Below are 23,628 nucleotides of genomic sequence, written 5' to 3'. Positions count from 1 at the left end.
CATATCGTTTTTCTGACGCTTAACAAACGGCTTTACATAGGACGGTGGAATCAGACGCACGGTGTGACCCAGCTTGCCAAGCTCACGAGCCCAGTAATGAGAGCTGGCGCAGGCTTCCATCGCTACCAGGCACGCAGGCTGCTGGGCAAAGAAACCCAGCACTTTGTCACGACGCAGCTGTTTGCGGAAAACAACACCGCCGCTAGCGTCTGCGCCATGTGCCTGAAAAACATGTTTCGCCAAGTCTAGTCCAATCGTGCTAACTTCGTTCATGGACGCTTCCTCATTTGTGACGGTTAAACACCCTTCACTTTGGCACATCGATGCCGTCGAGGGGCGTCCACCCCATCACAGCAACAGCAGCAGACAGGGTTTCTCGCAGCGTGATAGAAACGGATCAGGAGCGGTCAGTTTCCAACTAACAAACCTGTTCAAGCTGTCCCGCTCCGCGGGTCCATTTCAAACAGGTCCATCTGATGCATGCCGAACCGCCGGTTGCGCCGAACCGGGTTCGCCGATATCGCCGTCCTGCTTGCCATGAGCCTCTCCCCGATTCTGGTCGTGAGAAGCTCCGCATGCACCGGAAAGCGGTTCATTCAATGATGATGTCGCGCTCTTGACCACTGAATCGAGAAGCGACGACAACGCGTTGAGCGCTTCCAGGCTGACAAAGGGCTCTGCCGTTAGGCTGTAACCCCGAGCACATGCCGCGCGGTCGAACATCCAGGATGGGATCTCCAGAAAACGCTGCGTCTCCGATCCATCCAGCGTGCAGCGGAAAACAACGCCGTCCGCCTTGTCGATCACGGCATGGACGAAAACCTCGCTGCCTGCCCAAGGATGAAGCCGGTACAGAACCTCACGGCATACGATCCCGTGGGCGTTCTCAATCCTTGTTGTACAACGAAGAACGGCCCCATGGCGCGATCGGCAATCGACCGCCGATTTTGCTGCACAACCACGTCGGCGCAACCAGCCCGCCAACGTGACAGAGGCGCAAAACTCTAATTCTGGGTGGTCCAAAGTTCGGTCTCGCTACAGCGACGGCTCCGGTTTCAGAGAGTTGTGGCTGATAGAGCGGTCGCATGTTCATGTAGCATTTGGTCGACCACGCCGTTCCGGCAATGTGCCGCAGCCGGGCCGCCGCCAAGTTGAGACAGGATTGACCGTCGGGGAAGGCGCCGACGACACGGGTTCGTCGCCGGATCTCCTTCATGATGCGCTCGAGCGGATTGTTCGTTCGAATCTTCCGCCAATGGATGTCCTGAAAGGCATAGTAGGCGAGCGTCTCGTGAACCGCCTGCTCGACGAGATCAGCAGCTTTGGCCATACGGCTTGCCCGCAGATCCGCGATGACGGTCCTGGCTTTCTCGTCGGCCGCAGCGCGGCTCTCCTGGGCATGAATGGCCTTGAGCATGTGGCTCACCTCGCGGACCCGGGTCGACGGCACGTGGCTGAAGACATTGCGATAAAAATGCACCATGCAGCGTTGATAGCGGGCCTCCGGCAGATAATCCGCAACGTCGACAAGACCTCGGCACGCATCGGAAACCACCAACGGCACGCCCCTGAGACCGCGATCGACGAGATGCTGCAGAAACGATGACCAGCCGGATTTGTCCTCCTTGGCGCCCTCACAGATGCCGAGGATCTCCCGGAACCCCTCGGCATTGACCGCCGAGGCCACCAGCAGCGAGACGTTGCGAACCTCACCAGCCCAGCTGCGCTTCATCACGATGCCGTCAAGGTAGAGATACGGATGCTCGCCTTCGATCCTGCGATCCCACCACGCCTCGATCTTGGTATAGATCTTCTTGTTCAGGTTCGACACTGTGCTCGGGCTGACCCGGGTGCCCCACATCGCCTCCGTGATGTCTTCGACCCGCCGAACCGAAATCCCGGCCAGATACATCTCGATCAGCGCCTCCTCGACCGAGCTCTCCCGCCTCCGGTAGCGCTCGATAATCGCCGTCTCGAAGGTTTGCCGCCGTAGCTTCGGGACCTTCAGATTGACGTCGCCCGCCTTGGTGTGCAGCGTTCGCTCGTAGCTGCCCGCCCGCGTGTCCTGCCGCGCCGGGCTGCGCTCATACCGCCCAGCCCCGCACAGCTGGTCCGCTTCGGCCTCCAGCATGGCGTTCAGTGTCTCTTCCACCGTCCCGCGGACCATCTCGCCCAGGTGATCTCGAATCCGGGCCTCATCAATTTGGATCACCAGACCCATGGCATTCCCATCGTTCATTCAAAGCTCCTTCATTCTAGAAGAAGCCGTCAATCCTGAAAGTGCGAAAGACTCTGTACGTTATCATGGTGAGTACGTCGCCCGAATGGAGGACGTGCTCGATCTCTATGCCGAGGCACCCGATCCGGGCAGGCCGGTGGTGTGCTTCGACGAAAGCCCCGTGCAGCTCATCGGCGAGGTCCGTCAGCCAATTCCGCCAAGGCCGGGCCGGCCCGAACGTTACGACTACGAATACCGTCGCAATGGGACGGTCAATCTGTTCGTTCTCCTCGACGTGCATCGCCCCTGGCGGAAGGTCAAGCTCACCGAGCGGCGAACGGCAAAAGACTATGCCCAATGCATGCGCGACCTCGTCGACATCCATTATCCCGATGCCGAGATCATCCGTGTCGTGCAGGATAATCTATCGACCCACTCCGCCGGCGCCCTGTATCAAACCTTCCCGCCTGCCGAAGCACGGCGCATCCTGCGGCGGATCGAGTTCCACTACGCCCCCAAGCACGCGAGCTGGCTCAATATGGTTGAGATCGAGATCGGCGTCCTGCGGGGACAATGCCTCGACCGCAGGATCGACACCCCCAAGCGACTGCGCCGCGAAATCTCCGCTTGGGAACGCCAGCGAAATGCCGCTCGCTCCTGCATTAAATGGATGTTCACAACACAAAAGGCCCGCGCCAAAATGGGCCGCGCCTACCCAAACCCTTCCAAAGAGTCATAATCACTGTGCAGAAGTACTAGAGTTGCCGTTCAAAACACACAGGCGCGGCGGCATCTCGCGACAGCTAGGACCACATTCGCTTTCTTGGCTTCAAGATTTAGGCAAGAGGCGGCCAGCGGCGATGGATGCCGCTAGGCCCGCCAACACTGCCACAATCGTCCACAACCAACCTCCCGAAGTTGCAGATGCTTCTTGAGGAGTTAGTTCCGTTACGCCATAGGCTGACATATCGGTCTTCATTGTTGTCTCCCTTTCTGTGTGGGCAGCAGCTATCAAAGACCGTGCCAACTGCGTCAAAGAACGCTGTTCGACAGCATAATTGAATGCCTCGCTTCGGCCTTTTAGTTAGGCCCAGCAAGCTATGACAAGATGGTGGAGCCTGCCATCGCGCCGGCCTTTCGTTTCTGGGATCTGTTTTTCTTGCCCTGTTGGGTCACTCGGATTTTGTCTGCCAATCGCCAATCGCAGTTGCCTTATGCTCTGGAGCCGCACCAACAAGGTCGCGTTTGCGACGAGAATTCTATGACTCTGACATGCGACGTAATGTTCGCGGTCTACGAAATGTGAGTACCCTGCGCTGGCGGCAGCAGTTCCTGACCGCCGAATTTGCGAAAGCAAGAAGCATCAATAAGGTTCGCGAGGTGAGCTACATGCTCAAGCCGATTCATGCCCGGGAAATTCGAGATTCGGCTGACGGAAGGCGCGGGCAGCGACGAGGATCTGCGCACCGTCAGGATCGCAAGGAGGCCGATCACATCGCGCAGAATGTCCATGAGAGAGTCCCGGTTGTCTGAACAGAGTTTCCGCGTCGATAGGTGGAGCCTCTGCCGGGGTAAGGCCGCCATGCGGAGTGGCAGTGGGATGAAGTAGGCTTGATCCGGCGTGCTGCCGTCAAGACTCGAATGGAGACGCCTGCTGTTATGGAAGTTGAGATATCGGCCGATCGAGCTGCGCGCCTCGCTGACGCTGTCATAGGCCCGCAGGTACACCTCCTCGTATTTGACGCTGCGCCAGAGCCGCTCGACAAACACGTTGTCCCGCCACGCACCTTTGCCGTCCATGCCGATCGCGATGCCGTTGTCGGCGAGCGCGCCGGCAAAAGCTGGCCGGTGAACTGCGAGCCCTGATCCGTATTGAAAATGTCCAGCTTGCCGTGACGAGCCAAGGCATCCTCCAGGGTTTCGACGCAGAAGGCTGTGTCCATGGTGATCGACAGCCGCCACGACAGAACACGACGTGTTGCCCAGTCCAGCACCACGGCGAGTAGACGAAGCCGCTCGCGATTGGACTGTAGGTGATGTCCATCGCCCAAACCTGGTTCGGGCGGGTGATCTCCATCCCGCGCAGCAGGTGTGAATAGATCTTGTGGCCGGGCTCGGGTCTGGTGGTGAGCTGGACGGCGATAGAGCGCCCCTATTTCCATCCGTCGCATCAGCGTTTTGACATGATAGCGGCGGATCCTGCACCCCTCGGCCGCCAGCAGCCCTCTCAGCATTCGCCAACCGGCGAAGGGAAACTCCAGATGCAGCCGGTCGAGACGCCGCATGATCGCGAGATCGGCGTCCGGCATCGGCCGCGGCAGGTAGTACACGCTGCCGCGGCTGATGTTCAAAGCCCCGGTCTGCTTAGTGAGCGGCAGCTCGCGCTCACGGTCGATCATCGGCTTGCGCTCAGCAATCCCGCTTTGGTGAGCGCTCGCTGCCACAGAGCAAGTCATCCGCGGACTTCTGCGTCCGCTCGGTCTCAAAGTCGGAATCGTCTCGCTGACTCTGTTCGCAGCGCGAGTTCGTGAGTTGGTCAGCGATGACGCCTTACTGGAGGCGATCATGAATCCGCTGCTTGCAGGACGCGAAGCGCTGATGCGGGAGTACGGCCGACTGCATCGTCTGGTTCTGAAGGCCGTGCGCAGTGACCCGGCTTGTCGGCTCTTGATGACGATGCCGGGGATCGGCCCGGTCTCTGCGTTGACCTTCCGCTCCACTGTGGACGATCCCAGGCGATTCCTGCATTCCCAATCCGTCGGCGCCTATCTCGGGTTAACGCCCCGCCGATACCAATCTGGCGAGGTTGATCGGGTGGGACGGATCACAAAAGTCGGAGATGGAGAGACGCGCACAGCCCTGTTCGAAGCTGCCAACGTCGTTCTCAGGCCATCAACCCGATGGTCTCCGATGAAGGCCTGGGCGGTGCGTGTTGCCCACCGGCAAGGAAGCAAGCGTGCGAAGGTCGCGCTGGCCAGAAAGATGGCTGTCGTCCTTCACCGAATGTGGGTTGATGGACTCGAATTCCGATGGACGGCAGTGGCGTAAGGACGCCATCGCCATCCCAACAGACGCCCGTCGCGGGCGTGGGGATGGTCGAGTTCGTATGATCTGTCGTGGCGTCCGCCCTCCAGGCGGCTGACTACGCCGAAGAGTTTGAACCGACCATTCAACCGAATCCCATAGTGTGGCGGTTTTGCCGACCACGAACAAAAGCAAGGTAACCGCGGCACGCGGGCACGCGCTCTTAAGGGTTGAAAGAACCAGACCGAATACAGAAGCACAGATCATATAGGCTTCGTTGCAAAATTGTCACTAAGTGTGTGCTCAAGCAATCCCGCGCAGCCTCCGCCCCAGTCATCCCCATCGCGAGGCGCCGCGTAGGCAATCCTCGCTAGCGCCCCCGCCGACCAAACCTTAGCCCAGTCAACCCCGCGCATTGTCGCTGGAAATACGAGGCGTGCACGGCGATGCACTGCACGGGGAGCCTCGAAGGATGAGCCCGTCGCAGCCAGACGGGCCGGCGCCCTTCGAGGGACGCTGAAGAAGGCGGCCACCTCAGGGTAACGGGGTTGGACTGATCGCCAGACGAAGCGCGTCCCTTTAAGCCGGCGTCAGCTTGGCCACTTCCGGCTTTATGTCGTTCAGCACACCGGTAATGGCCGCAATCAGTTCGTCGATGTGGGCCCTGGTGACGATCAGCGGCGGGCATATGGCGATGGCATCGAGCATGTTGCGTGAGATCACGCCGCGCTCGTGGAGCATGCGGCTGGCGATGCCGCTGACGGCGCCCGGCGTCGCCGCCGCGGTCTTGCGCTGCTTGTCGAGCACGAGCTCGAGCGCCGCGATCATGCCGACGCCGCGGACCTCACCGACCAGCGGATGGCTGCCGAGCTCGCGCAGCTTGCCCTGCATGTAGCCACCGAGCTCGGCGGCATGCGCGACCAGGCTGCGCTCCTCGATGATCTTGAGGTTCTCCAGCGCAATGGCCGAGCCGACCGGATGGCCGCTCGCGGTGAAGCCGTGGCCGAGCACGCCGATCTTGTTGCTCTCGTCCGCGATCGGCTCGAACATGCGGTCGTTCAGCATGATCGCCGACAGCGGGAAATAGCTCGAGGTGATCTGCTTGGAGACCACCATCGCATCCGGCTTGATGCCATAGGTCTCGCAGCCGAACATCTTGCCGGTGCGGCCGAAGCCGCAGATGACTTCGTCGGCGACCAGCAGGATGTCGTACTTCTTCAGGACCTTCTGGATCTTGTCCCAATAGGTCGCCGGCGGCACGATCACGCCACCCGCCCCCATCACCGGCTCGCCGAAGAAGGCCGCGATCGTATCGGGCCCTTCCTTCAGGATCAGGGCGTCGAGTTCCTCGGCCCGCCGCGTCGCGAACGCCTCCTCGCTCTCGCCGGGCGCGCCGTCCTTGTAGAAGTGCGGCGAGCCCGTATGCAGGATGTTCGGCAGCGGCAGGTCGAACGAGCGGTGGTTGTTCGGCAGGCCGGTGAGGCTGGCGGACGCGATGGTGACGCCGTGATAGGCACGCAGGCGGCTGATCACCTTCTTGCGCTGGGGCTGGCCGAGCGCGTTGGAGCGATAGGCGATCAGCTTCAAGACGGTGTCGTTCGCTTCCGAGCCGGAATTGGTGAAGAACACCTTGCTCATGGGCACTGGCGCGAGCGCCACCAGCTTCTCGGCGAGGTCGATCGAGGGACCGTGCGATTTGGCGGAGAAGGTGTGGTAGAACGGCAGCGCCTGCATCTGCTTGTACGCCGCCTCGACCAGCCGCTTCTCGTTGAAGCCGAGCCCGACGCTCCACAGGCCCGCCATCGCTTCGAAATAGCGCTTGCCCGACGCGTCGAAGACATAAGGCCCCTCGCCGCGCTCGATCACCAGGGCACCGGCCTGCTGATGCATGCGCGCATTGGTATAGGGATGGAGCTGATAGGCGACATCCCGGGCCTCTTGCGAATTGGGCAGCATGGACATTTGCGGTGATCCTTGAAAGCGTTATGCCGCCGGTACCGTCATGACTTGGCTATTGCGACGAGGCAAAACTTGCAACGCCAATTCGTCGGCAGCAAGTGCTCAGCAGTGGCCGCAAGCAGCGCGGGCGCGACTCCGCCTCGCCAAATGCCAGCGACGCTGTCCCTGGCACACCCACCGCCGGTGAAGCGAGCGGCAGCGAGACTCGGCGCCGCCATAAGCGCTGTCCCTGCCACGTGCCGCAGACTTCGGTGGTCAGCCTTCCACCTTGGATTGGCATGGCTGACCACCTTTGCTCGTGAGACATATTCCGAGGCGCCACCAGATAATGGCGCGTACAAGTAACCGGGGCACCTACCAGCACCGGTGGGTTGCCGCGTCCCCGCGTGCATGTCATATCAGAGTACTCGGCCTGCAGCTGTTCGAGCTGGATTGGCTCATAGGAGTAACCGCCGTGCCCAGAACCGAAGTGGTAGCGGCAATCCAAGCATTCACGGACTACGTCCGTGCGCCAAGCCATACACCGGCAGAAGACACGTACGGCCCATAGCGAACTGAAGAACAGCTGGCCGATTGGCGATCCCGGGTTGAAGTTATCTGCTCAAAAATGGACGCGGTGGCGGATTGCCTTTTTTCGACATTATCCGAATTCGAGGCGCTCAGACGCGAGATGGGGACAGATTTTCCCGCAACGCCACCCGCTTTACTTAACCGTGTAGCGGACGCATTTTTACACCGTGGTTCGGCGGATGCCGGCCCCTTAATCATGACGGAGCCGGATGATGCCTAGCACATTCTCGCTGCACAAGATCGACGAAGCTATACGCGACCTCGAAGAAAAAGTTGCTCACGGTGCAGAAATCAGCCGCGAGGAGCTCGCGAGCGGCATTCTGCGGATTACGAAGCGTCTTCGAGATGAACTCGAAGCGGCGGTCACGGTAATCGATAGCCTCAAGGATCACACCGGACTCACGGTGGCAGCCTCGCGACCTAAACAGCGGCAACGCTAGCGGCCACGCGACTGGACGGTTCGAGGTGGACAAAGGGAGGCGCTTCCCTGCCGTGTCGCTAACTTCGCCCTGGTCAGCTTCAAGCGGGGCAAGAAGCCGACGGGGATGCATCCTCCGGACGAATGCCCTGGAGCAACTACCAAGACAGGGCGGTGACTTGTCGATCAGTTTCAGGTCGCTGGCAGTGCGGACGCGGCTCGGCGGCTGTTGGCTTGGGGGCATGACAGGCGCTGTCGAGCTATGACGGATTTTGGGTGACGCGGTCCGATCAGGCGGCGCGGACTTCAGCGGTCGGAATGACTTCGATTCCGTCCGCAAACTTTACGCCGGATATCACCTTCGGCAACTGATTTGTGCCCTTCAACCGTCGCCAAGTTTTAGATGCGGCGCCGACGAGCTTGAAGACCATCAACTTTGCTGTGTGTGGCGATAACGCTCCCTTCGTTCGCACAGTCCGGTGCCTGACCGTGCAAAGACGCTCTCGATTGGATTCGACTTGCGCAGATGCGACCAGTGCTCGGCAGGGAAGTCATAAAACGCCAACATGGCCGAGCGATCCTTGATCAGGCATTCAACGGCCGGCTTGTATTTGACGCCGTACTTCTCGACAAAGATATCAATCGCTGTTTCAGCGGCCGCCCGGTTCGGCGCTAGGTAGATGTCACGCAGATCACTCTTTATTGCCGGCTGCACGGACTTGGCGACCTTGTCGAGCACGTTGTTCACCTTGTGCAGCCAACATCGCTGATGTTGCGTGCCGGGGAAGATTTCATCGAGCGCCCGCCATAAGCCGAGAGCGCCGTCGCCGACAGCAAGCTGAGGCCCGATCTGCAAGCCGCGCTTGCGCAGATCGATCAGCAATTCTCGCCAACTTTGTGCGCTCTCGCGTACCCCGACCTGGAAGCCGATGAGTTCCTTCTTTCCTTCAGGCGTGGCGCCTATCAACACCAGGATGCATTCGGCATGGTCCTCCATGCGAGCCTGCAGATAGACGCCATCCGCCCAGATATAGACGTACCGCCGCGCCGACAGGTCGCGCTTTTGCCAACGTTCGTATTCGGCCTGCCAGTCCTTCTTCAGGCCAGCGATGACCGGCGGCGACAAGTTCGGCGCGTCCTTGCCGAGCAAGGCCGAAAGCGCCTCCTGGAAGTCGCTGGTCGAGATTCCCCGCAAATAGAGCACGGGGATCAACGCGTCCAAGCTCTTCGCCCGGCGGGCCCAGAGCGGCAGGATCGTCGAATGAAACCGGATCCTGTCACCTGGCCCGCTTGCTCCACGGTCGCGGGCCTTCGGACGGGCGATCACGACAGGGCCGATGCCGGTGGCAATTTCGCGCGCCGGCCCATATCCATGCCGCACCACGCGCGCCCGACCATCCGGCAGCGCCAGATGCTTCGTCGTTTCCAGGAATGTAGTGAACTCAATCTCGACAGCCCGGGCGATCAGTTCGCGAGCTCCGGCACGCAGAATATCCGTCAGTGGATCAGCAATCTGATCGGGCTGACGCAGAGGAAAAACATTGGTAGTCTCGTTCACGGCGTATCGCTCCTCTGGAGGTTGCTGGCAGGCTTCATCACCCGCCTCGATACGTCGCCTTTCTCAGGTCGTCATCACCCAGGCGAAACAGGACGGACTCGTGTACATTCTGTTTACGTCTGGCTCGACGGGCCAGCCTAAGGGCGCAATGATCGAGCGCGCGGCCCTAAACAATCATCTGATGGAAAAGATTAATGCCCTGGCCCTCACTCGGACGGATTGCATCGCGCAGACGGCGTCGCACTGCTTCGACATCTCGTTGTGGCAGCTTCTGGCAGGGCTGTGCGTCGGAGAGAGTCTTCATCGTTTATGCGTCCGGCGGCGTGCAGCGTCAGCCGGAGACGCGCCTTCATCACACAATTAACAGGGAGTGCATTCATGCTGACAACCTCGGCGGCGCCTCGCGTTTGCCCGCCTCAATTATCACCGACAGGATCGGACGTGCGGCCGCACGCCGCCGTCATGAACTTCATCGAAGGCGCGCGCATCGTTACCGAGGATGAGCTGCAGGCCAACGACATCACGCATTACCACGTCACGAGGTTCTATCGCGAGCAGATTTCGGCCAGTGGCTACTACGACCAGCTTAAGCACATCGTGGAGCCCTCGCTCGCGGAGTTCGACAGTCGCGGCAGACTTGATACCAGCGGCGAGCACGATAACACGGTCGTGCCCGGCCTCCAGCACAAGTATCCCCAGACCGGGTTGCTGCTGGTAACAGACCGTTGCGCTTCATATTGCCGCTACTGCTTCCGCAAGCGCATCGTCGGCAAGGATTCCGATGAAATCGCCCCCGATCTTGCCCGCGTGGCGCAATACATTGGCGCACATCCAGAGATGACGAACGTGCTGCTGTCGGGAGGTGATCCATTTGTGCTCAGCACCAGCAAGCTCGACAAGATTGTCGATCACCTGCTGCCAATCCCCCATCTGACTTCGATCCGCTTCGGAACAAAAACGGTCGCCTTTGCGCCCAGGCGTTTCGAGGATCCGGCTCTGACCGCTCTATTCCAGCGGATCCAAGACGCGGGCAAAACCGCAGTGATCGTCGCACATTTCGATCACATCGGCGAAATCTCGGTCGATGCAGAGCGCAACATCCGCTCCCTGCGCGCGCTAGGCGTGCAGTTTCTCAACCAATCCGTGCTCCTCTCAAGAGTCAACGATGATCCCGACGTCCTGGCGGCGACATTCGCCAAATGTCACGAAATGGGTGTCCGCCCCTATTATCTTTTTCAGGGCAGGCCGGTGAAGGGCGCATCGCATTTTCAAGTTTCATTGCGCCGCGGGATCGAGATCGCGCGCGGCATCAACCAACGTCTCAGCGGCATCCAGAAGACATTCAAATACATTATGTCCCACTACACCGGGAAGATCGAGATCCTCGACCTCGGAGCCGATGGCCGCGTGTATATGCGATATCATCAGAACAAGACTCCCGCAAAAATCGGAAAGATCTTTTCCCGGCCGCACGTCGGAGGCGCCTGCTGGTTGGACGATCTGCCTGAAGCATGAGATTGACAGGCCCGCGATGCTGATCATCGACCCAGAGCGCGTGGAGCTCGAAAATGCTGCCGTTCCGATGCGGCAACGCGACGGGGCAGTGGTGACGGCTTTCCCCCTCGCTACCAAAGCGGGATCGGAAATCCTGCGTGCCCGGGGGCAATGCGATCGACGCGGCGGTGGCTGCGGCCTGGACGCTGTGCGTCTGCGAACCGAGCGCGTCGGGTCTCGGCGGGCAAACCGTGTTGCTCGTCCGGTTTGCGGACGGTCGAACGCAATTTATCGACGGACATTCCCGGGCGCCCGCGGCTGCTTCGCTCGGTACGATCGAGGTGAATGAGCAGCGGCGCGGGTACCGCTCCTGCACGGTTCCATCGACTCCCGTGACGCTGGACTGGACACATCGCAAATACGGTGTGCTCAGCCGCGAAAGGGTGATGGCGTCAGCTATCCGCATCGCCGAAGAAGGCTATGCGATCACGCCGTTGCAGCAGCGACACACCCGGTGGGTAGCCGATTATCTGCGCGCATCCCCGGCCGGCGAGCTGTTCCTGCACGAGGGTCTGCCGCCAGACATCGGTCGCACCTTTCGACAACCGAAGCTTGCCGCCACACTACGCCGGCTTGCGGATCTCGGCATCGAAGACTTCTATTGCGGCCAAATCGCCCGGCAGATCGCAGCTGACATGCGCGCCTGTGGAGGTCTCATCACTGAAGCAGATCTGGCAAGCTGCAGTGCGCCCGCGCAGGCAGACGCGGTTTCGGCGCTTTACGGAGGACATCGGATTGTCAGTGCCCCGCCGCCTGGCGGTGGGATGCAACTCCTGCTGGCATTTAATGTCCTCGCACAGACGCGAGCGCTAGGAGTCGCCTCCTCCGATGATGATTGGCGCGCTGCGATCGCGCTCGCCTCATCTGCCGTGTTTCGTGATCGGGAGCTCAGCCCTTTGGCGCCAGACGACTTCACTCCGCATCTGCGCGACTTGCGGTTGGGCGAAAATTATGCGCGGCGGGTCGCCGACACCGTCCTGAATTCACGAACCGGCACGCAGCTCGATAGCCCCGAAGAGCCGGGCGATACGACCCACCTATCGGTCTGCGATAGGGACGGGACCGTCGTGATGCTGACGCAATCCATTCAGTCGCTCTTCGGCGCCAAAGTGGCGCATCGTGAACTGGGATTCTTATACAACAATTATCTCTGCACGTGTCCCCGGCTATCTCACCCCTATGGACTCGGGCCACGTTGTCGACCGCGCTCGAACATGGCCCCGACTCTGGTGTTGCAGGACTCAACCGGCCTGCCCCTTCTCGCATTGGGCGCCGCCGGCAGTCGCCGGATCGTTTCGGCAATTCTTCAGGTCGTAAGTGGCGTGATCGACCGAGGCTTGGACATCGCCGAGGCCGTGGCGGCGCCTCGCGTCCACGGGCTGGTCGGTCGCAAGGTCTGGATCGAGCGACCGGCGGCCAGTGAGTCCTTGTTGGCAAAATTGCGTGCGCGCGGCCGCATGCCGATCGTCAAGTCACGGCACAGTTTTGCGATGGGCTCAGTCAATGCGCTGCAATTTGCTGCCGACGCAGCGTGAAAGGCGCGACCGATCCCAGGCGTGATGGCCTTGCGGAGGTGCTCTCTTGAACGGAACATGCAAGAACGACGATGCGCAAGCGGCCGCCGCGCTCAAGACAGACTGGTTGCTCGTCGGGCTCTTTGCCCTGCCGCTCGGGATCGCGCTCAGCAAGCTTCCGATGCTGCCGACCTCGTCCATTTGTTCGAGTTTTTTTTCCCTCACCGAGTTGCCTGCCCAGTTCTACAAGCCCGCGGAGAGCGTGCTGTTTGTTTCCCTGGGCGCCGTCGTGGTCGTGCTCTTTCGCCTCACGCTTGGCGTCAAGGTGCTGGGCCTCTTTCGGTCAATCTTGATGGCGATCGGCTTCGACATCATCGGCATCCCGATCGGCCTCGCATTCCTGCTCTTGGTGCTCCTTGTTACCGTGGCTTTGCGGCCGCTGCTCAAGACGGACCACAGTTACGCGCGAATAGCCGTGCTGTTGGGTCTGGCGGCAGCGCTGCTGGACGCGCCTTTGCTGGCGGGGAATTGGTGGGATATTGCCTGGCTTCGCGAGATAGCGCTTTTCCCCGTGATCGCGCTGTGTTTGACCTGCGAGAGCTTTGCAAAAGTGCTTGACGAGGACGGAGTCTACGAAGCGGTCTGGCGTACGTTTACCACGGTATTGGCAGCCCTCACCATCGTAACTGTAATGAGCCTGCCGGGCACGCTCGGCATCTATCTGCGTTTCCCGGAACTGCTGCTGGTGCAGGCCGGCTGCATTTTGCTGATCAACGAGTATCTCGATTTCCGCCTCTTGGAGGGAGCAAACCCGCTTGCCGCTTGGCGGCGCGGCCAGTTGAGCGCGGTTCGTCCAGCGGAGCTGCTTCCCCTTCATGAAGCGGATCCAACCGAACGACTTGACAGCGGACAAACACAAGGGAGGAAGCAGTCATGCGGGTAGCCGTGGTGTGGAACAATGATCATACGGGCGTGATCAACCGGTTCGGCCAGCTTTGTCCGGAGAAATACGGCCGCAGAACGGTCGAATATGTGATGGCGGCACTGCGAGAAGGCGGACAAGAGACGTTGCTGTGCGAAGGCGACAAGGGACTGCTTACTACTCTCGAGCGGTTCATGCCGGCCGATCCCCACGGCCGGCCCTCCGGCATCGTCTTCAACATGGCGTATGGAATTCAGGGCGAGTGCCGCTACACGCACGTTCCCGCCATGCTCGAATTGGCCGGCATTCCCTACACCGGCTCGAGCCCGCTCGGGCACGGTCTGGCGCTCGATAAGGTCATCACCAAACGGCTGATCCGCGATCGCGGGGTGCCGACCCCGAAGTTTCGCGTGATGCGTCACGGGACCGAGAGTACCGGCGACCTCAGATTTCCGGTCGTGGTGAAGCCGGTTCACGAATCCACTAGTTTCGGATTGCAGCTCGTATATGAACCGGTTCGATTGAGGGAGGCCGTCGAACAGATCGTCACGGAATATGCGCAGGATGCGCTCGTGGAAGAATACATTGAAGGTCGGGAAATCTGTGTCGCACTGCTCGGAAACGGGGAGCCTGAGACCTTGCCTTTGGTGGAGCAAGATTTTGGGGAGCGCGAAACCCGCCTTATCACCTGGGAAGACAAGATGCACATGGGAGCCGCGGAGCCACAGAAGATTTGCCCGGCTCAAATTGGGAGCAGCCTCGCGAAGCTTCTGCGGGATATTTCGGTTGCGACCTTCCGTGCCTGCCGATGCCGAGATTACGCCCGCGTCGACATCCGGATTGATCACTCGGGACGGCCCTTTGTCCTGGAGATCAACTCCATGGCGGCACTCGGCATGAGCGCCTCGTACATCCTGGCCGCGAAAACCGCCGGATACAGCTTCCCGGGCCTGGTCAATCGCATCCTGGATGTCGCCCACACGCGCTATTTCGGAATCGGCATCTCTGAGGCCGAACAAGCGACGAGTCGTGACCGGATTTATTCTGCCGTTGGATAGTGGACCGCTGGGCTGTCGTTCCGGCAACTGACTGGACCACGTATTGAGGTCACGCAATACAATTGAGGTCACGCAATACAGAGGTTTCGTTCTGGCTCTCGGCCGAAGCGGTGGTTCAGTCAGACGTCCATGAACCGCACGACCAAGGAAGCGATCGTCCAACGCTATTACTACGATCGACACCATCAGCTCGAAGCTCACCTTGCCGACCTCATCAACGCCTACAACTATGCTCGGCGGCTGAAGACCCTGAAGGGCCTCACACCCTACGAATACATTTGCAAATGCTGGACTTCCCAGCCCGAACGATTCAAACTCAACCCGCTCCAGCAAATGCCGGGACTAAACACCTAGTTTTGGGTAGCACTTCATCAGTGATCTGAGGCCGGCAAACTGGACCATTTTTGGCTAGAGTTGGCGCTGCGTAAATCCACCCGGCAGGGAGGAGCGACGACGATGAAGGCCTCAAAGTTTTCGGACGCCCAGAAGGCGTTCATCCTGAAGCAGGGCAGCGACGGGGGTGTGGTGGCGGAGATCTGCCGCAAGGCCGGGATCAGCCAGGCGACCGACTTCAATTGGAAGAAGAAGTATGACGGATTGCTGCCGACCGAGATGCGCCGGCTGAAGCAGCTCGAGGAGGAGAACGGCAAGCTGAAGAAGCTGGTCGCCGATCTGTCGCTCGACAAGGAGATGCTGCAGGACGTGATCCGCCGAAATGTATGGTCTGCCCCGCCTGTGCAAGGCTCTTGAGCGATCCGACTTCGACAGTCTGCGTAAATGTATCCGGCCTCTCGCGAGTGGGCTGCGGTTGCAGCCAGGCCATGATGAGATCAGCACGCCGCGTTCCCAGATAGCTAATCGGGCACTGGCCCGTTTTCGGCGAAGGGCTTACGCGGCGCCGATCAACTGTCTCGTCATCAGGACTCGAACCTCGCAGTCTGCTGCCCGGGCCTACGGGAATGCGGCGAACAGGGTGAGACCCCGCATTGCCTCGCCTTAATTGTTACCGGATGCTGAGCCGTTGCCTCACGTAAATTGCTCCCCTGGATCGGGAACGAGCGGGGGCGCAGATGGGGTGGCTGAGCATGGCAACGCGGAAGGAACTGACGGCGGCGGCGGGCGCGCGCTATCGGCGTTCGGATAGCGCGAAGAAGGCGCGGATATGTCGACATCACCGGATTCCATCGCAAACATGCGATGCGTCTACTTCGAGGCCAGGAAGACGTACGCCGAGGCCGACGGACACGACGTCGGGTCTGTAATGAGGCAGAACACAACGGGCTCGTGCTGCTTTGGGAAGCGTCAGACCGGATCTGCGGAAAGCGACTGAAAGCGTCGCTGCCAGCGTTGGTTGAGGAAATTGAACGGCACAACCAGCTCAAGCTTTCCCCTGAAATCCACGACAAACTTTTGGCGATGAGCGCTGCGACGATCGATCGCGCATTGGCTCGGATCCGAGAACAATTAGGACGCCAGCGCCAGCGGCATGCAGCGCATTCCCTGCGTCGCAGTGTTCCAATACGGACGTCGGCAGATTGGAACGATCCGGCGCCGGGGGTCGTCGAGGCTGACCTTGTAGCGCATAGCGGTCCATCTGCACGCGGCAGCTTCATCCAGACCCTCGTGCTCACGGACATTGCTACCGGCTTGACAGAGTGCGCTCCTCTGATCGTGCGCGAACAGACGCTGTTGAGCACGGTGCTGACGGAATTGCGCAAACATTTGCCTTTTGTGCTGCTCGGCCTCGATACCGACAATGATACCGTGTTCATGAACGAGAAGCCTACTGCGAGGCGGCCAACATTGTCTTCACGCATTGCCGTCCCTACCGGTAGAATGACCAGGCGTTCGTCGAGCAGAAGAGCGGCGCGGTCGTCCGCAGGATGGTCGGCTATCGTAGGTTCGAAGGCGTGGAAGCGGCCGAGCTGCAGGCCGAATTATATCGATCAGCGCGGCTGTTCGTAAACTTCTTCCAGCCCTCGTTCAAACTGTTAGCCAAGCAGCGCGACGGTGCTCGCGTACGCAAGACATACAGCGCGCCGGCAACACCTCACCAGCGCCTGGCAGCGGACGCCCGCACGCCTGACGCTGTCCGCCATCATCTCCAAGAAATCTATGCCGCTCTCGATCCAGTCGCGTTGTTGCGCGACATCCGCGACGTGCAGGAGCGCCTCGGCCCTGCTCAAGGGCGAACAGTGTTTTTTTTGAAGCTGAGACCTTCGCGTCGCAGGAAAGTCCATACCGCATGGTGCGAGACTTTCACGCCTCGCGCGGCAAGTTCGTCTTTCAGCCCGTGCAGCGTAAGATGTGGCGTCTGCTTGATCCGCTCCACGATGAACGTTCGATGCGGCTCCAGAACCGGCTTTACGGTGACCGCCCATCTTGCCCGGTGCCACCGAACGCGTCGCGCGATAGCGCTGCCGCCACTTCATAACGGACGACACTGCAACATCGAACCGGGCCGCCACAGCATGGCAACTCTCGCCGGACTCCACCGCCTTTACGGCTCGTTCACGAAGATCATTCGGAAAGGGGGCGGACCATCCGATGCTGGCCTCCGATCCAGCCAGCATCTTGAATCATAAACCGCCGCCCGACGGAATCTTGAGGGTTCTGTGAGGTCGCGGGGCAGGCGCGAGCCGCGCGCTCGGTCGGGCGTGCGACCTCATAGAAGCCGGATTGAACGAGCCGCTGCCACGCCCGAGCAGCGGGCGAGCTTCAAGGCCGATGATCGTCGACGATCGCCAGGCGCAAACGCGTGCACAACTTGAGCGATATGGCACGGATGTTGCTAATTTGGGAAAGTAGGTTGTTGAGCGTATGTGCTGTCAATGGGTTAGGCGTGGCGGAAAAGTCACTCGTGACAACCCTGGCGCGAGAAGCCCAACAACGGCCTTCAACGGGTGCGACGGCGTTGCGGAAAGTCGCCCCGGCATCGTCCCTTGGATGTGTCGCGATGTTGTTGGTCGCCATCGTTGTCGATCCGACTGCACGGTGTCTATTGATTCGAACCACCGCCTGCCGAGAGTGAGGAAGGTTGCTGGCACTCCGCACTCCAGCAACAAACTCAATGCCGCGGCAGCGGCTTCGTTGTGTGCCGGGCATGTTCAATAGCTCGGAAGTGAAAGTCTGCCACCCAACCTGATGGAGGTGAAGGGATAGAGAAACGCAAGGGCTGCCGCCGCGAGGCGGGGTCTGAAGGAAGCGTGGATCGAAGATGCGGGCCGATGAACAAGAACCGGATATGAGGCGCCAGTGTCGGACGAGCGGGCAACACATCGCGAAGTCCATATCCATCAAAGACGCGAAGCGTAGATCCGGCGGTCGTGCATCGAAGGCGATTGAACTTACCCCGGGAGATCTGCCCGGCGTCGCTGTACGGCGACTGAGATGACCGTGAGGTCGTCTGACCACCTGGCAGAAGTCAGCAGAGGGCGTAATAGGTCATGCTGTCGGCGAAGCTATTGAGGCACTCCAAAGCTGAAAAGCGGAGCAACGGATAGGCAGAGTCGGAAACGATGGCTGAAGGCCCGAACGAGTGAGAGAGGCAAGTAGGATCGGCACCTCATGAACGGAAAGCGGCAGACAAACCAGCAACGACTGGCCTCAGGCACGGATGGCCGGGGTGAAACCCCGGCTGCCGCGACCGGAGGAGCCGAACCGTCTGTGGCGATGCCGGCGACCGAAAGCCCGGCTTTCCCAGAACGTCTGATGGAGGAGGTGTGTAGCCGCAAGAACCTTCAAAGAGCGTGGAAACGCGTTCAAGGAAACAAGGGAGGCCCTGGTGTCGATGGGATGACCATCGACGTCGCCAAGGCATTCCTGCGTGAGCACTGGCCAGCAATTCGGCTCCAATTGGCTATCAGCCACGGCCGGTTAAGCGGGTGGAAATTCCGAAACCGGATGGTGGGGTCAGAAGGCTCGGCGTTCCCTGTGTCGTCGACCGCCTGATTCAGCAAGCCGTGCTGCAGGTTCTTCAAGAACAATGGGATTCGACGTTCTCCGAGCACAGCTACGGATTCCGGCCGGGACGGTCGGCGCACCAGGCCGTAGCCCAGGCACAACGCTACATCGCTGAGGGCTACAACGTTGTGGTGGATCTCGATCTGGAAAGAGTTTTCGACCGAGTCAACCATGACATCTTGATGTCGCGCGTCGCCGCGCGGGTGACCGACAAGCGCGTGCTCAAACTCATCCGGGCGTTCCTGAACGCCGGACTGCTGGAGGACGGCCTGATCAGACCGGTGGAAGAGGGGACCCCTCAGGGTGGTCCGCTCTCGCCCTTCCTCAGTAATATCGTGCTCGACGATCTCGACAAGGAGCTGGCTCGACGTGGCCATCGGTTCTGTCGCTATGCGGACGACTGCAACATCTATGTTCGCAGTCATCGCGCCGGTGAGCGGGTCATGGCCTCGATCACCCGGTTCCTGACCGACAAGCTCCGGCTAAAGGTCAATGAGGCCAAGAGCGCGGTGGCACGACCGGAAGGGCGCAAGTTCCTAGGGTTCAGTATTGCGAACGATGGGAGCGAACGACGCATTGCGCCGAAAGCGCTCGCTAAGTTCAAAGACCGAGTTCGGGACGTCACATGCCGGACACGAGGCATCAATCTGGAAAGGATTATTAAGGACCTCTCGCCTTACCTCATCGGATGGCGAGGGTACTTTGGGTTCTGCCAGACTCCTCGCGTGCTCACAAACCTGGAAGCCTGGATTCGCCGGAGACTGCGAATGTATCTCTGGCGACAATGGCAGAACGGGCACAAGCGATTCACGGAGCTTCGCCGCCTCGGCATCGCGAAGTTCGCCGCATCGGTTGCCGCCGGTTCGCCGACGGGGCTCTGGCGAATGTCCGGGCACCCGGCGGTCCAGCACGCCCTGCGCAACCACTTCTTTGACGCTCTCGGTCTCCCCCGAATACTGGTTCCTGGGCCAGCTTAACTCAGTCGAACCGCCGTCGTACGGACCCGTATGCCCGGTGGTGTGAGAGGGGTGGCGTCGCGAGACGTCCCCCTATCCCGATCAATCCCTCCCGATTCAATCTGGTCGAGACCGCTCTAACGTCGTAGGCTCGACGACGCGGGCTGCGTGGGTGTTGCCACGAGTAATCAGGAAAGAAGCGGGCGGCCAAATTGTCGATCAACGCTTGGATTTTGGTGGTTGTTCGCCGCGCGAGCGGCCGATCGCATTGTTAAAGGTCCCCCTTTTGAGCCGGCCGCGGGGCCATGGGCTTTGATCTAGCTGGAATCCACCGAGATCGAGCCGGACACGCCGCTTGATTCAGTCAGAGCGTAAAAATGTTGGTCCAAATGCCCTCTCGGCTCCAGCGACTGACGCGGTTGTAGACCGTTGTGTAAGGACCGTAGACTTCCGGGCAATCACGCCAGCGCGAACCTGCTTTTAGCAAGTGGACAATGCCGTTGATCACGCATCGATCATCGATCTGATGCGCTCCCTTGTGCCCTCGCGGCAACAACAGCTCAATCCGCCGCCATTCCGCGTAGCTGAGCCAGTCCTCACCGCGCTTGATCCAGCGCAACCTTGGATGCGTCCGGCCATGCTATGTCGCTTCGAAATGTCGAATTGCAATCGAGGCACATCATGAAGGCGTATTTCATCGGAGCTGGCATCGGATCGCTCGCGGGCGCGGCATTCCTCGTTCGCGACGCGCGGGTGCCGGGGCGCGATATCGTGATCTACGAGCCACAGCCGCTGGTCGGCGGCAGCCTCGACGGCGCGCTGCTTGCGAACGGCGCCTATTCGTTGCGCGGCGGGCGCATGCTCACCACCGATCACTACGAATGCACCTGGGACCTGCTGTCGAGCATTCCGTCGCTCGAACATCCCGGCCTCAGCGTGCGCGAGGAGACGATCGCGTTCAATCTGGAGACTCCAGCGCATTCGCAGGCGCGGCTGGTCGACCGCAACCGCTTTAAGATCGATGTGACGCATATGGGCTTCTCGGCGCGCGACCGGCTCGAGCTACTGCGGCTCGCCGAGGCATCAGAGGAGACGCTCGGCAACAGCCGCATCACCGACTGGCTGTCGCTCGGATTCTTCGAATCGAATTTCTGGTACATGTGGCAGACCACCTTCGCCTTCCAGCCCTGGCATAGCGCCCTTGAGCTAAAGCGCTATCTGCACCGCTTCATGAACGAGTTCCCGCGGATCGAGACCCTCGCCGGCGTCAAGCGCACGGTCTACAATCAGTATGACGCGATCGTGCGGCCGCTCGCCGACTGGCTGAAGCAGCAGGGCGTGCAGTTCGTGCGCGGCACGGCTGTCACCGACATGATGCTTGAGGACGACGGCTGGCGCGTGCGCGTCCGCCAGCTCATGCTCGACCGCGACGGCTGCACCGCCAATGTCCGCCTCGATGACGACGACCTCGTGTTCTTCCAGAACGGCTCAGTGACGGACGCCTCGAGCCTCGGCACCATGACGGATCCGGCGCCGCGACTGACCAAGAAGGATAGCAAGGGCTGGGCGCTGTGGGAGACGATCGCGAAGGGACTCCCGAATTCGGCAATCCGTCCGCATTCAACACCTCAATCCCCGAATCCTACTGGCTGTCGTTCACCGTTACCTGCAGGGACCCCCGCTTCTTCGACAAGATGGAGGCGTTCTCAGGCAACAGGGCCGGCACCGGCGGGCTCGTCACGTTCAGGGATTCGAGCTGCTGATGTCGGTGGTGCTGTATCATCAGCCGCATTTCGCTGGGCAGCCGAAGGACGTGCAGGTATTCTGGGGCTATGCGCTGCACCCCGATCGCGTCGGCAATTTCGTGGCCAAGCCAATGTCCGATTGCGGCGGCGCAGAGATCCTGAAGGAGCTCTGCGGTCACCTCAACTTCGACGCGAGCGTGTTCGAGGATGCGATCTGCATTCCCTGCCGCATGCCCTACATCACCAGCATGTTCATGCCGCGCAATCTCGCCGACCGGCCGTTGCCGGTGCCGAAGAATTCGGTCAACCTCGCCTTCGTCAGCAAGTTCGTCGAGATCCCCCATGACGTCGTCTTCACTGTCGAATATTCGGTGCGCGCGGCGCAGATGGCGGTTTATCAGTTGATGAAGGTCGATCGCCCGGTGCCGCCGGTGACCCGTCACGACAAGTCGCTCGCGGTGATCTTCGCGACACTGAAGAAGGCTTTCGGGTGACGCATTCCCGGGACGGCGTCGCGATCGCGCGACTGCAAGCGGCAGTCTGACGTGAAAGACGGCGCCCCTGACGGGACGTTTTCGGCTCCGATGCGGCCGCCATGCGCTTCGACGATGGTATGCGCGATCGAGACCATGTCGCCACGCAAGTGTCTGGTACTGTCCAGAATCTTTCGCACTTTTGATCAGGCGACGGCTCCTGTTTCAGAGAGTTGTGGCTGATAGAGCGGTCGCATGTTCATGTAGCATTTGGTCGTCATCAATTTGGATCACCTGACCCATGGCATTCCAATCGTTCATTCAAAGCTCCTTCATTCTAGAAGAAGCCGTCAATCCTGAAAGTGCGAAAGACTTCGTACGTTATCAAGCGCGGCAACCGTATTGGTCTGGAATCTTGCCTCGACCAACTGTCCGACAAACTCGACTTGCGCTCGGTTTGACCTGCCCCTGAATTTTCATCCAGCGGCAGTTAGAGTCTCGGGGTTTTGTACGCCAAGTGACGCGGGTGGAGCAACGGACGATCGGCGGAGCTGGTCGGGGTTGCGTAGCCGATCGTCCGTTGCGGTGAGGTGGGCCGCGTAGGCCGCGGGGGTCAGGTATTTCAGCGATGAGTGGGGGCGCTGGAGATTGTAGTCGGCGACCCAGACAGCGATCTTTATGCGGGCGTCGTCAAGATCGAAGAACAGGGTCTCGTTGAGCAGCTCATCGCGCATCCGGCCGTTGAAACTCTCGACGAAGCCGTTCTGCATCGGCTTTCCCGGTGCGATGAAGTGCCAATCGATGGCGGCGTCCTTGCACCAGGCGAGCATGGCATTGCAGGTGAACTCGGTGCCATGGTCGGACACGATCATTCCTGGCTTGCCGCGTCGCTCGATGATTGCCGTGAGTTCGCGGGCCACGCGCCGCCCCGAGATCGACGTCTCTGGAATGGCGCCTAGGCATTCCTTGGTGACATCGTCGACGATGTTGAGGATGCGGAAGCGTCGGCCACTGGCGAACTGGTCGTGAACAAAGTCCAGCGACCAGCGTGCATTCGGCTTGGCCTCCACCAGGATCGGGGCACGGGTTCCCACGGCCTTGCGGCGAGCCCGCCGCTTGCGGACGGTGAGCCCTTCCTCGCGGTAAAGCCGGTAGATCCGATTGATCCCCGACGGCTCGCCCTCCCGCCGCAGCAGGACGAACAGCCGGCGGTAGCCAAAACGTCGCCGCTCGTTGGCGAGGTCACGCAGCCGGCCACGGAGGGCCGCGTCTGGAGCACGGCCGGAGCGATAGCGGATCATCTTCCGATCCGCGCCCACGATCGAACAGGCCCGCCGTTCCGACAGGCTCATGACGGCCTGCAGATGCGCGACCGCAGCGCGCTTGGCGGCGGGCCCTACCATTAATGGGATGACCCGCCCCGTCCTCTCAGTCAGACTGAGTTGGCTTTTGAAAGGAGGAAGCAATGAGGACACGGAACAAGCCCAGGCCGGCAACGGTGTTTGGGATCGACATTGGCAAGAACTTTTTCCACGTCGTTGGGCTCGACGCCGCCGGAATGCCGATCCAGAAGGCGACCTTTCGGCGCGATACGCTCTTGCAGTTCTTCGAACGTGCAGGACCGGCTTTGGTGGGGATGGAGGCCTGCTCCGGCTCGCAATGGTTGGCCCGCAAGATCGCCGCCATGGGGCACACC

11 protein-coding genes and 13 pseudogenes are annotated in these 23,628 nt (G+C 60.5%); 14 read left to right on the top strand and 10 right to left on the bottom strand.

The annotated features are described in order from the left end of the window. The 3 genes and pseudogenes from E4K64_RS37375 to E4K64_RS37360 all read right to left on the bottom strand — a co-directional run. Positions 1-273: pseudogene (locus E4K64_RS37375) on the bottom strand (IS110 family transposase); the annotation flags it as partial. 186 nt (positions 274-459) lie between these two features. Beyond that, positions 460-807: a hypothetical protein gene (locus tag E4K64_RS37370; protein ID WP_167767823.1), complete on the bottom strand. Its 348-nt coding sequence runs from the start codon at positions 805-807 to the stop codon at positions 460-462. Positions 808-1,039: 232 nt separating this feature from the next. Continuing rightward, positions 1,040-2,221, bottom strand: a pseudogene (locus E4K64_RS37360) (IS256 family transposase); the annotation flags it as partial. An 82-nt stretch (positions 2,222-2,303) separates the two neighbouring features. Here E4K64_RS37360 and E4K64_RS37355 point away from each other — a divergent pair. Then, positions 2,304-2,957, top strand: a pseudogene (locus E4K64_RS37355) (IS630 family transposase); the annotation flags it as partial. An 836-nt stretch (positions 2,958-3,793) separates the two neighbouring features. On the opposite strand, the pseudogene E4K64_RS37350 reads toward E4K64_RS37355, so the two are convergent. After that, positions 3,794-4,650, bottom strand: a pseudogene (locus tag E4K64_RS37350) (IS3 family transposase); the annotation flags it as partial. Here E4K64_RS37350 and E4K64_RS37345 point away from each other — a divergent pair. After that, positions 4,649-5,266: pseudogene (locus E4K64_RS37345) on the top strand (IS110 family RNA-guided transposase); the annotation flags it as partial. The pseudogenes E4K64_RS37350 and E4K64_RS37345 overlap by 2 nt on opposite strands. Positions 5,267-5,821: 555 nt before the next feature. On the opposite strand, the gene E4K64_RS37340 reads toward E4K64_RS37345, so the two are convergent. Beyond that, the gene (locus tag E4K64_RS37340; protein WP_126262039.1) at positions 5,822-7,204 is read right to left on the bottom strand and encodes an aspartate aminotransferase family protein; all 1,383 of its coding nucleotides are present in this window, start codon (positions 7,202-7,204) and stop codon (positions 5,822-5,824) included. Positions 7,205-7,983: 779 nt separating this feature from the next. Here E4K64_RS37340 and E4K64_RS37335 point away from each other — a divergent pair. Beyond that, on the top strand, positions 7,984-8,211 hold the full coding sequence (locus tag E4K64_RS37335; protein WP_235884933.1) for a hypothetical protein: 228 nt from the start codon (positions 7,984-7,986) through the stop codon (positions 8,209-8,211). 268 nt (positions 8,212-8,479) lie between these two features. Here E4K64_RS37335 and E4K64_RS37330 read toward each other — a convergent pair. Continuing rightward, positions 8,480-9,747, bottom strand: a pseudogene (locus E4K64_RS37330) (IS256 family transposase). Here E4K64_RS37330 and E4K64_RS41800 point away from each other — a divergent pair. From E4K64_RS41800 to E4K64_RS37290, 8 genes and pseudogenes are all read left to right on the top strand, one after another. Next, on the top strand, positions 9,731-10,111 hold the full coding sequence (locus tag E4K64_RS41800) for an AMP-binding protein (protein ID WP_126262037.1): 381 nt from the start codon (positions 9,731-9,733) through the stop codon (positions 10,109-10,111). The pseudogene E4K64_RS37330 and the gene E4K64_RS41800 sit on opposite strands and share 17 nt — an antisense overlap. A gap of 98 nt (positions 10,112-10,209) precedes the next feature. Continuing rightward, entirely contained in the window at positions 10,210-11,262 is a 1,053-nt protein-coding gene (locus tag E4K64_RS37320; RefSeq protein WP_126262041.1) for a KamA family radical SAM protein, read from the top strand. A gap of 137 nt (positions 11,263-11,399) precedes the next feature. After that, the gene (locus E4K64_RS37315; RefSeq protein ID WP_235884931.1) at positions 11,400-12,836 is read left to right on the top strand and encodes a gamma-glutamyltransferase family protein; all 1,437 of its coding nucleotides are present in this window, start codon (positions 11,400-11,402) and stop codon (positions 12,834-12,836) included. 46 nt (positions 12,837-12,882) lie between these two features. Beyond that, entirely contained in the window at positions 12,883-13,758 is an 876-nt protein-coding gene (locus E4K64_RS37310; RefSeq protein WP_164719138.1) for a 7TM domain-containing protein, read from the top strand. Next, a complete protein-coding gene (locus E4K64_RS37305) occupies positions 13,749-14,795 on the top strand; it encodes a D-alanine--D-alanine ligase family protein (protein WP_126262036.1) in 1,047 nt (348 codons plus the stop codon). The genes E4K64_RS37310 and E4K64_RS37305 overlap by 10 nt, the downstream gene beginning before the upstream one ends. Positions 14,796-14,924: 129 nt before the next feature. After that, positions 14,925-15,149 (top strand): annotated as a pseudogene (locus tag E4K64_RS37300) (IS3 family transposase); the annotation flags it as partial. Positions 15,150-15,251: 102 nt separating this feature from the next. Next, positions 15,252-15,509: pseudogene (locus E4K64_RS37295) on the top strand (transposase); the annotation flags it as partial. Between the two features lie 356 nt (positions 15,510-15,865). Then, positions 15,866-16,969: pseudogene (locus E4K64_RS37290) on the top strand (ISNCY family transposase); the annotation flags it as partial. On the opposite strand, the pseudogene E4K64_RS37285 reads toward E4K64_RS37290, so the two are convergent. Both E4K64_RS37285 and E4K64_RS37280 read right to left on the bottom strand, forming a co-directional pair. Beyond that, positions 16,920-17,368: pseudogene (locus E4K64_RS37285) on the bottom strand (helix-turn-helix domain-containing protein); the annotation flags it as partial. The pseudogenes E4K64_RS37290 and E4K64_RS37285 overlap by 50 nt on opposite strands. A gap of 145 nt (positions 17,369-17,513) precedes the next feature. Beyond that, positions 17,514-17,768, bottom strand: coding sequence for a hypothetical protein (locus E4K64_RS37280; protein WP_126262035.1), 255 nt, complete (start codon positions 17,766-17,768; stop codon positions 17,514-17,516). Between the two features lie 911 nt (positions 17,769-18,679). Here E4K64_RS37280 and ltrA point away from each other — a divergent pair. Then, entirely contained in the window at positions 18,680-19,735 is a 1,056-nt protein-coding gene (gene ltrA / locus E4K64_RS37275; protein ID WP_235884930.1) for a group II intron reverse transcriptase/maturase, read from the top strand. 343 nt (positions 19,736-20,078) lie between these two features. On the opposite strand, the gene E4K64_RS37270 is transcribed toward ltrA, so the two are convergent. Next, positions 20,079-20,333 carry a transposase gene (locus E4K64_RS37270; RefSeq protein WP_126262034.1) on the bottom strand — a complete coding sequence of 85 codons (255 nt, stop codon included), beginning with the start codon at positions 20,331-20,333 and terminating at the stop codon, positions 20,079-20,081. A gap of 62 nt (positions 20,334-20,395) precedes the next feature. Here E4K64_RS37270 and E4K64_RS41795 point away from each other — a divergent pair. Beyond that, a pseudogene (locus E4K64_RS41795) lies at positions 20,396-21,953 on the top strand (oleate hydratase). Positions 21,954-22,408: 455 nt separating this feature from the next. On the opposite strand, the pseudogene E4K64_RS37260 reads toward E4K64_RS41795, so the two are convergent. Continuing rightward, positions 22,409-23,335 (bottom strand): annotated as a pseudogene (locus E4K64_RS37260) (IS3 family transposase); the annotation flags it as partial. Positions 23,336-23,397: 62 nt separating this feature from the next. Here E4K64_RS37260 and E4K64_RS37255 point away from each other — a divergent pair. After that, positions 23,398-23,628 (top strand): annotated as a pseudogene (locus tag E4K64_RS37255) (IS110 family transposase); the annotation flags it as partial.

It is taken from the genome of Bradyrhizobium frederickii, from assembly GCF_004570865.1.
Classification (GTDB): domain Bacteria; phylum Pseudomonadota; class Alphaproteobacteria; order Rhizobiales; family Xanthobacteraceae; genus Bradyrhizobium; species Bradyrhizobium frederickii.
The sequence above is the reverse complement of the archived record's forward strand: the minus strand, read 5'-3'. Positions and strand labels throughout refer to the sequence as shown.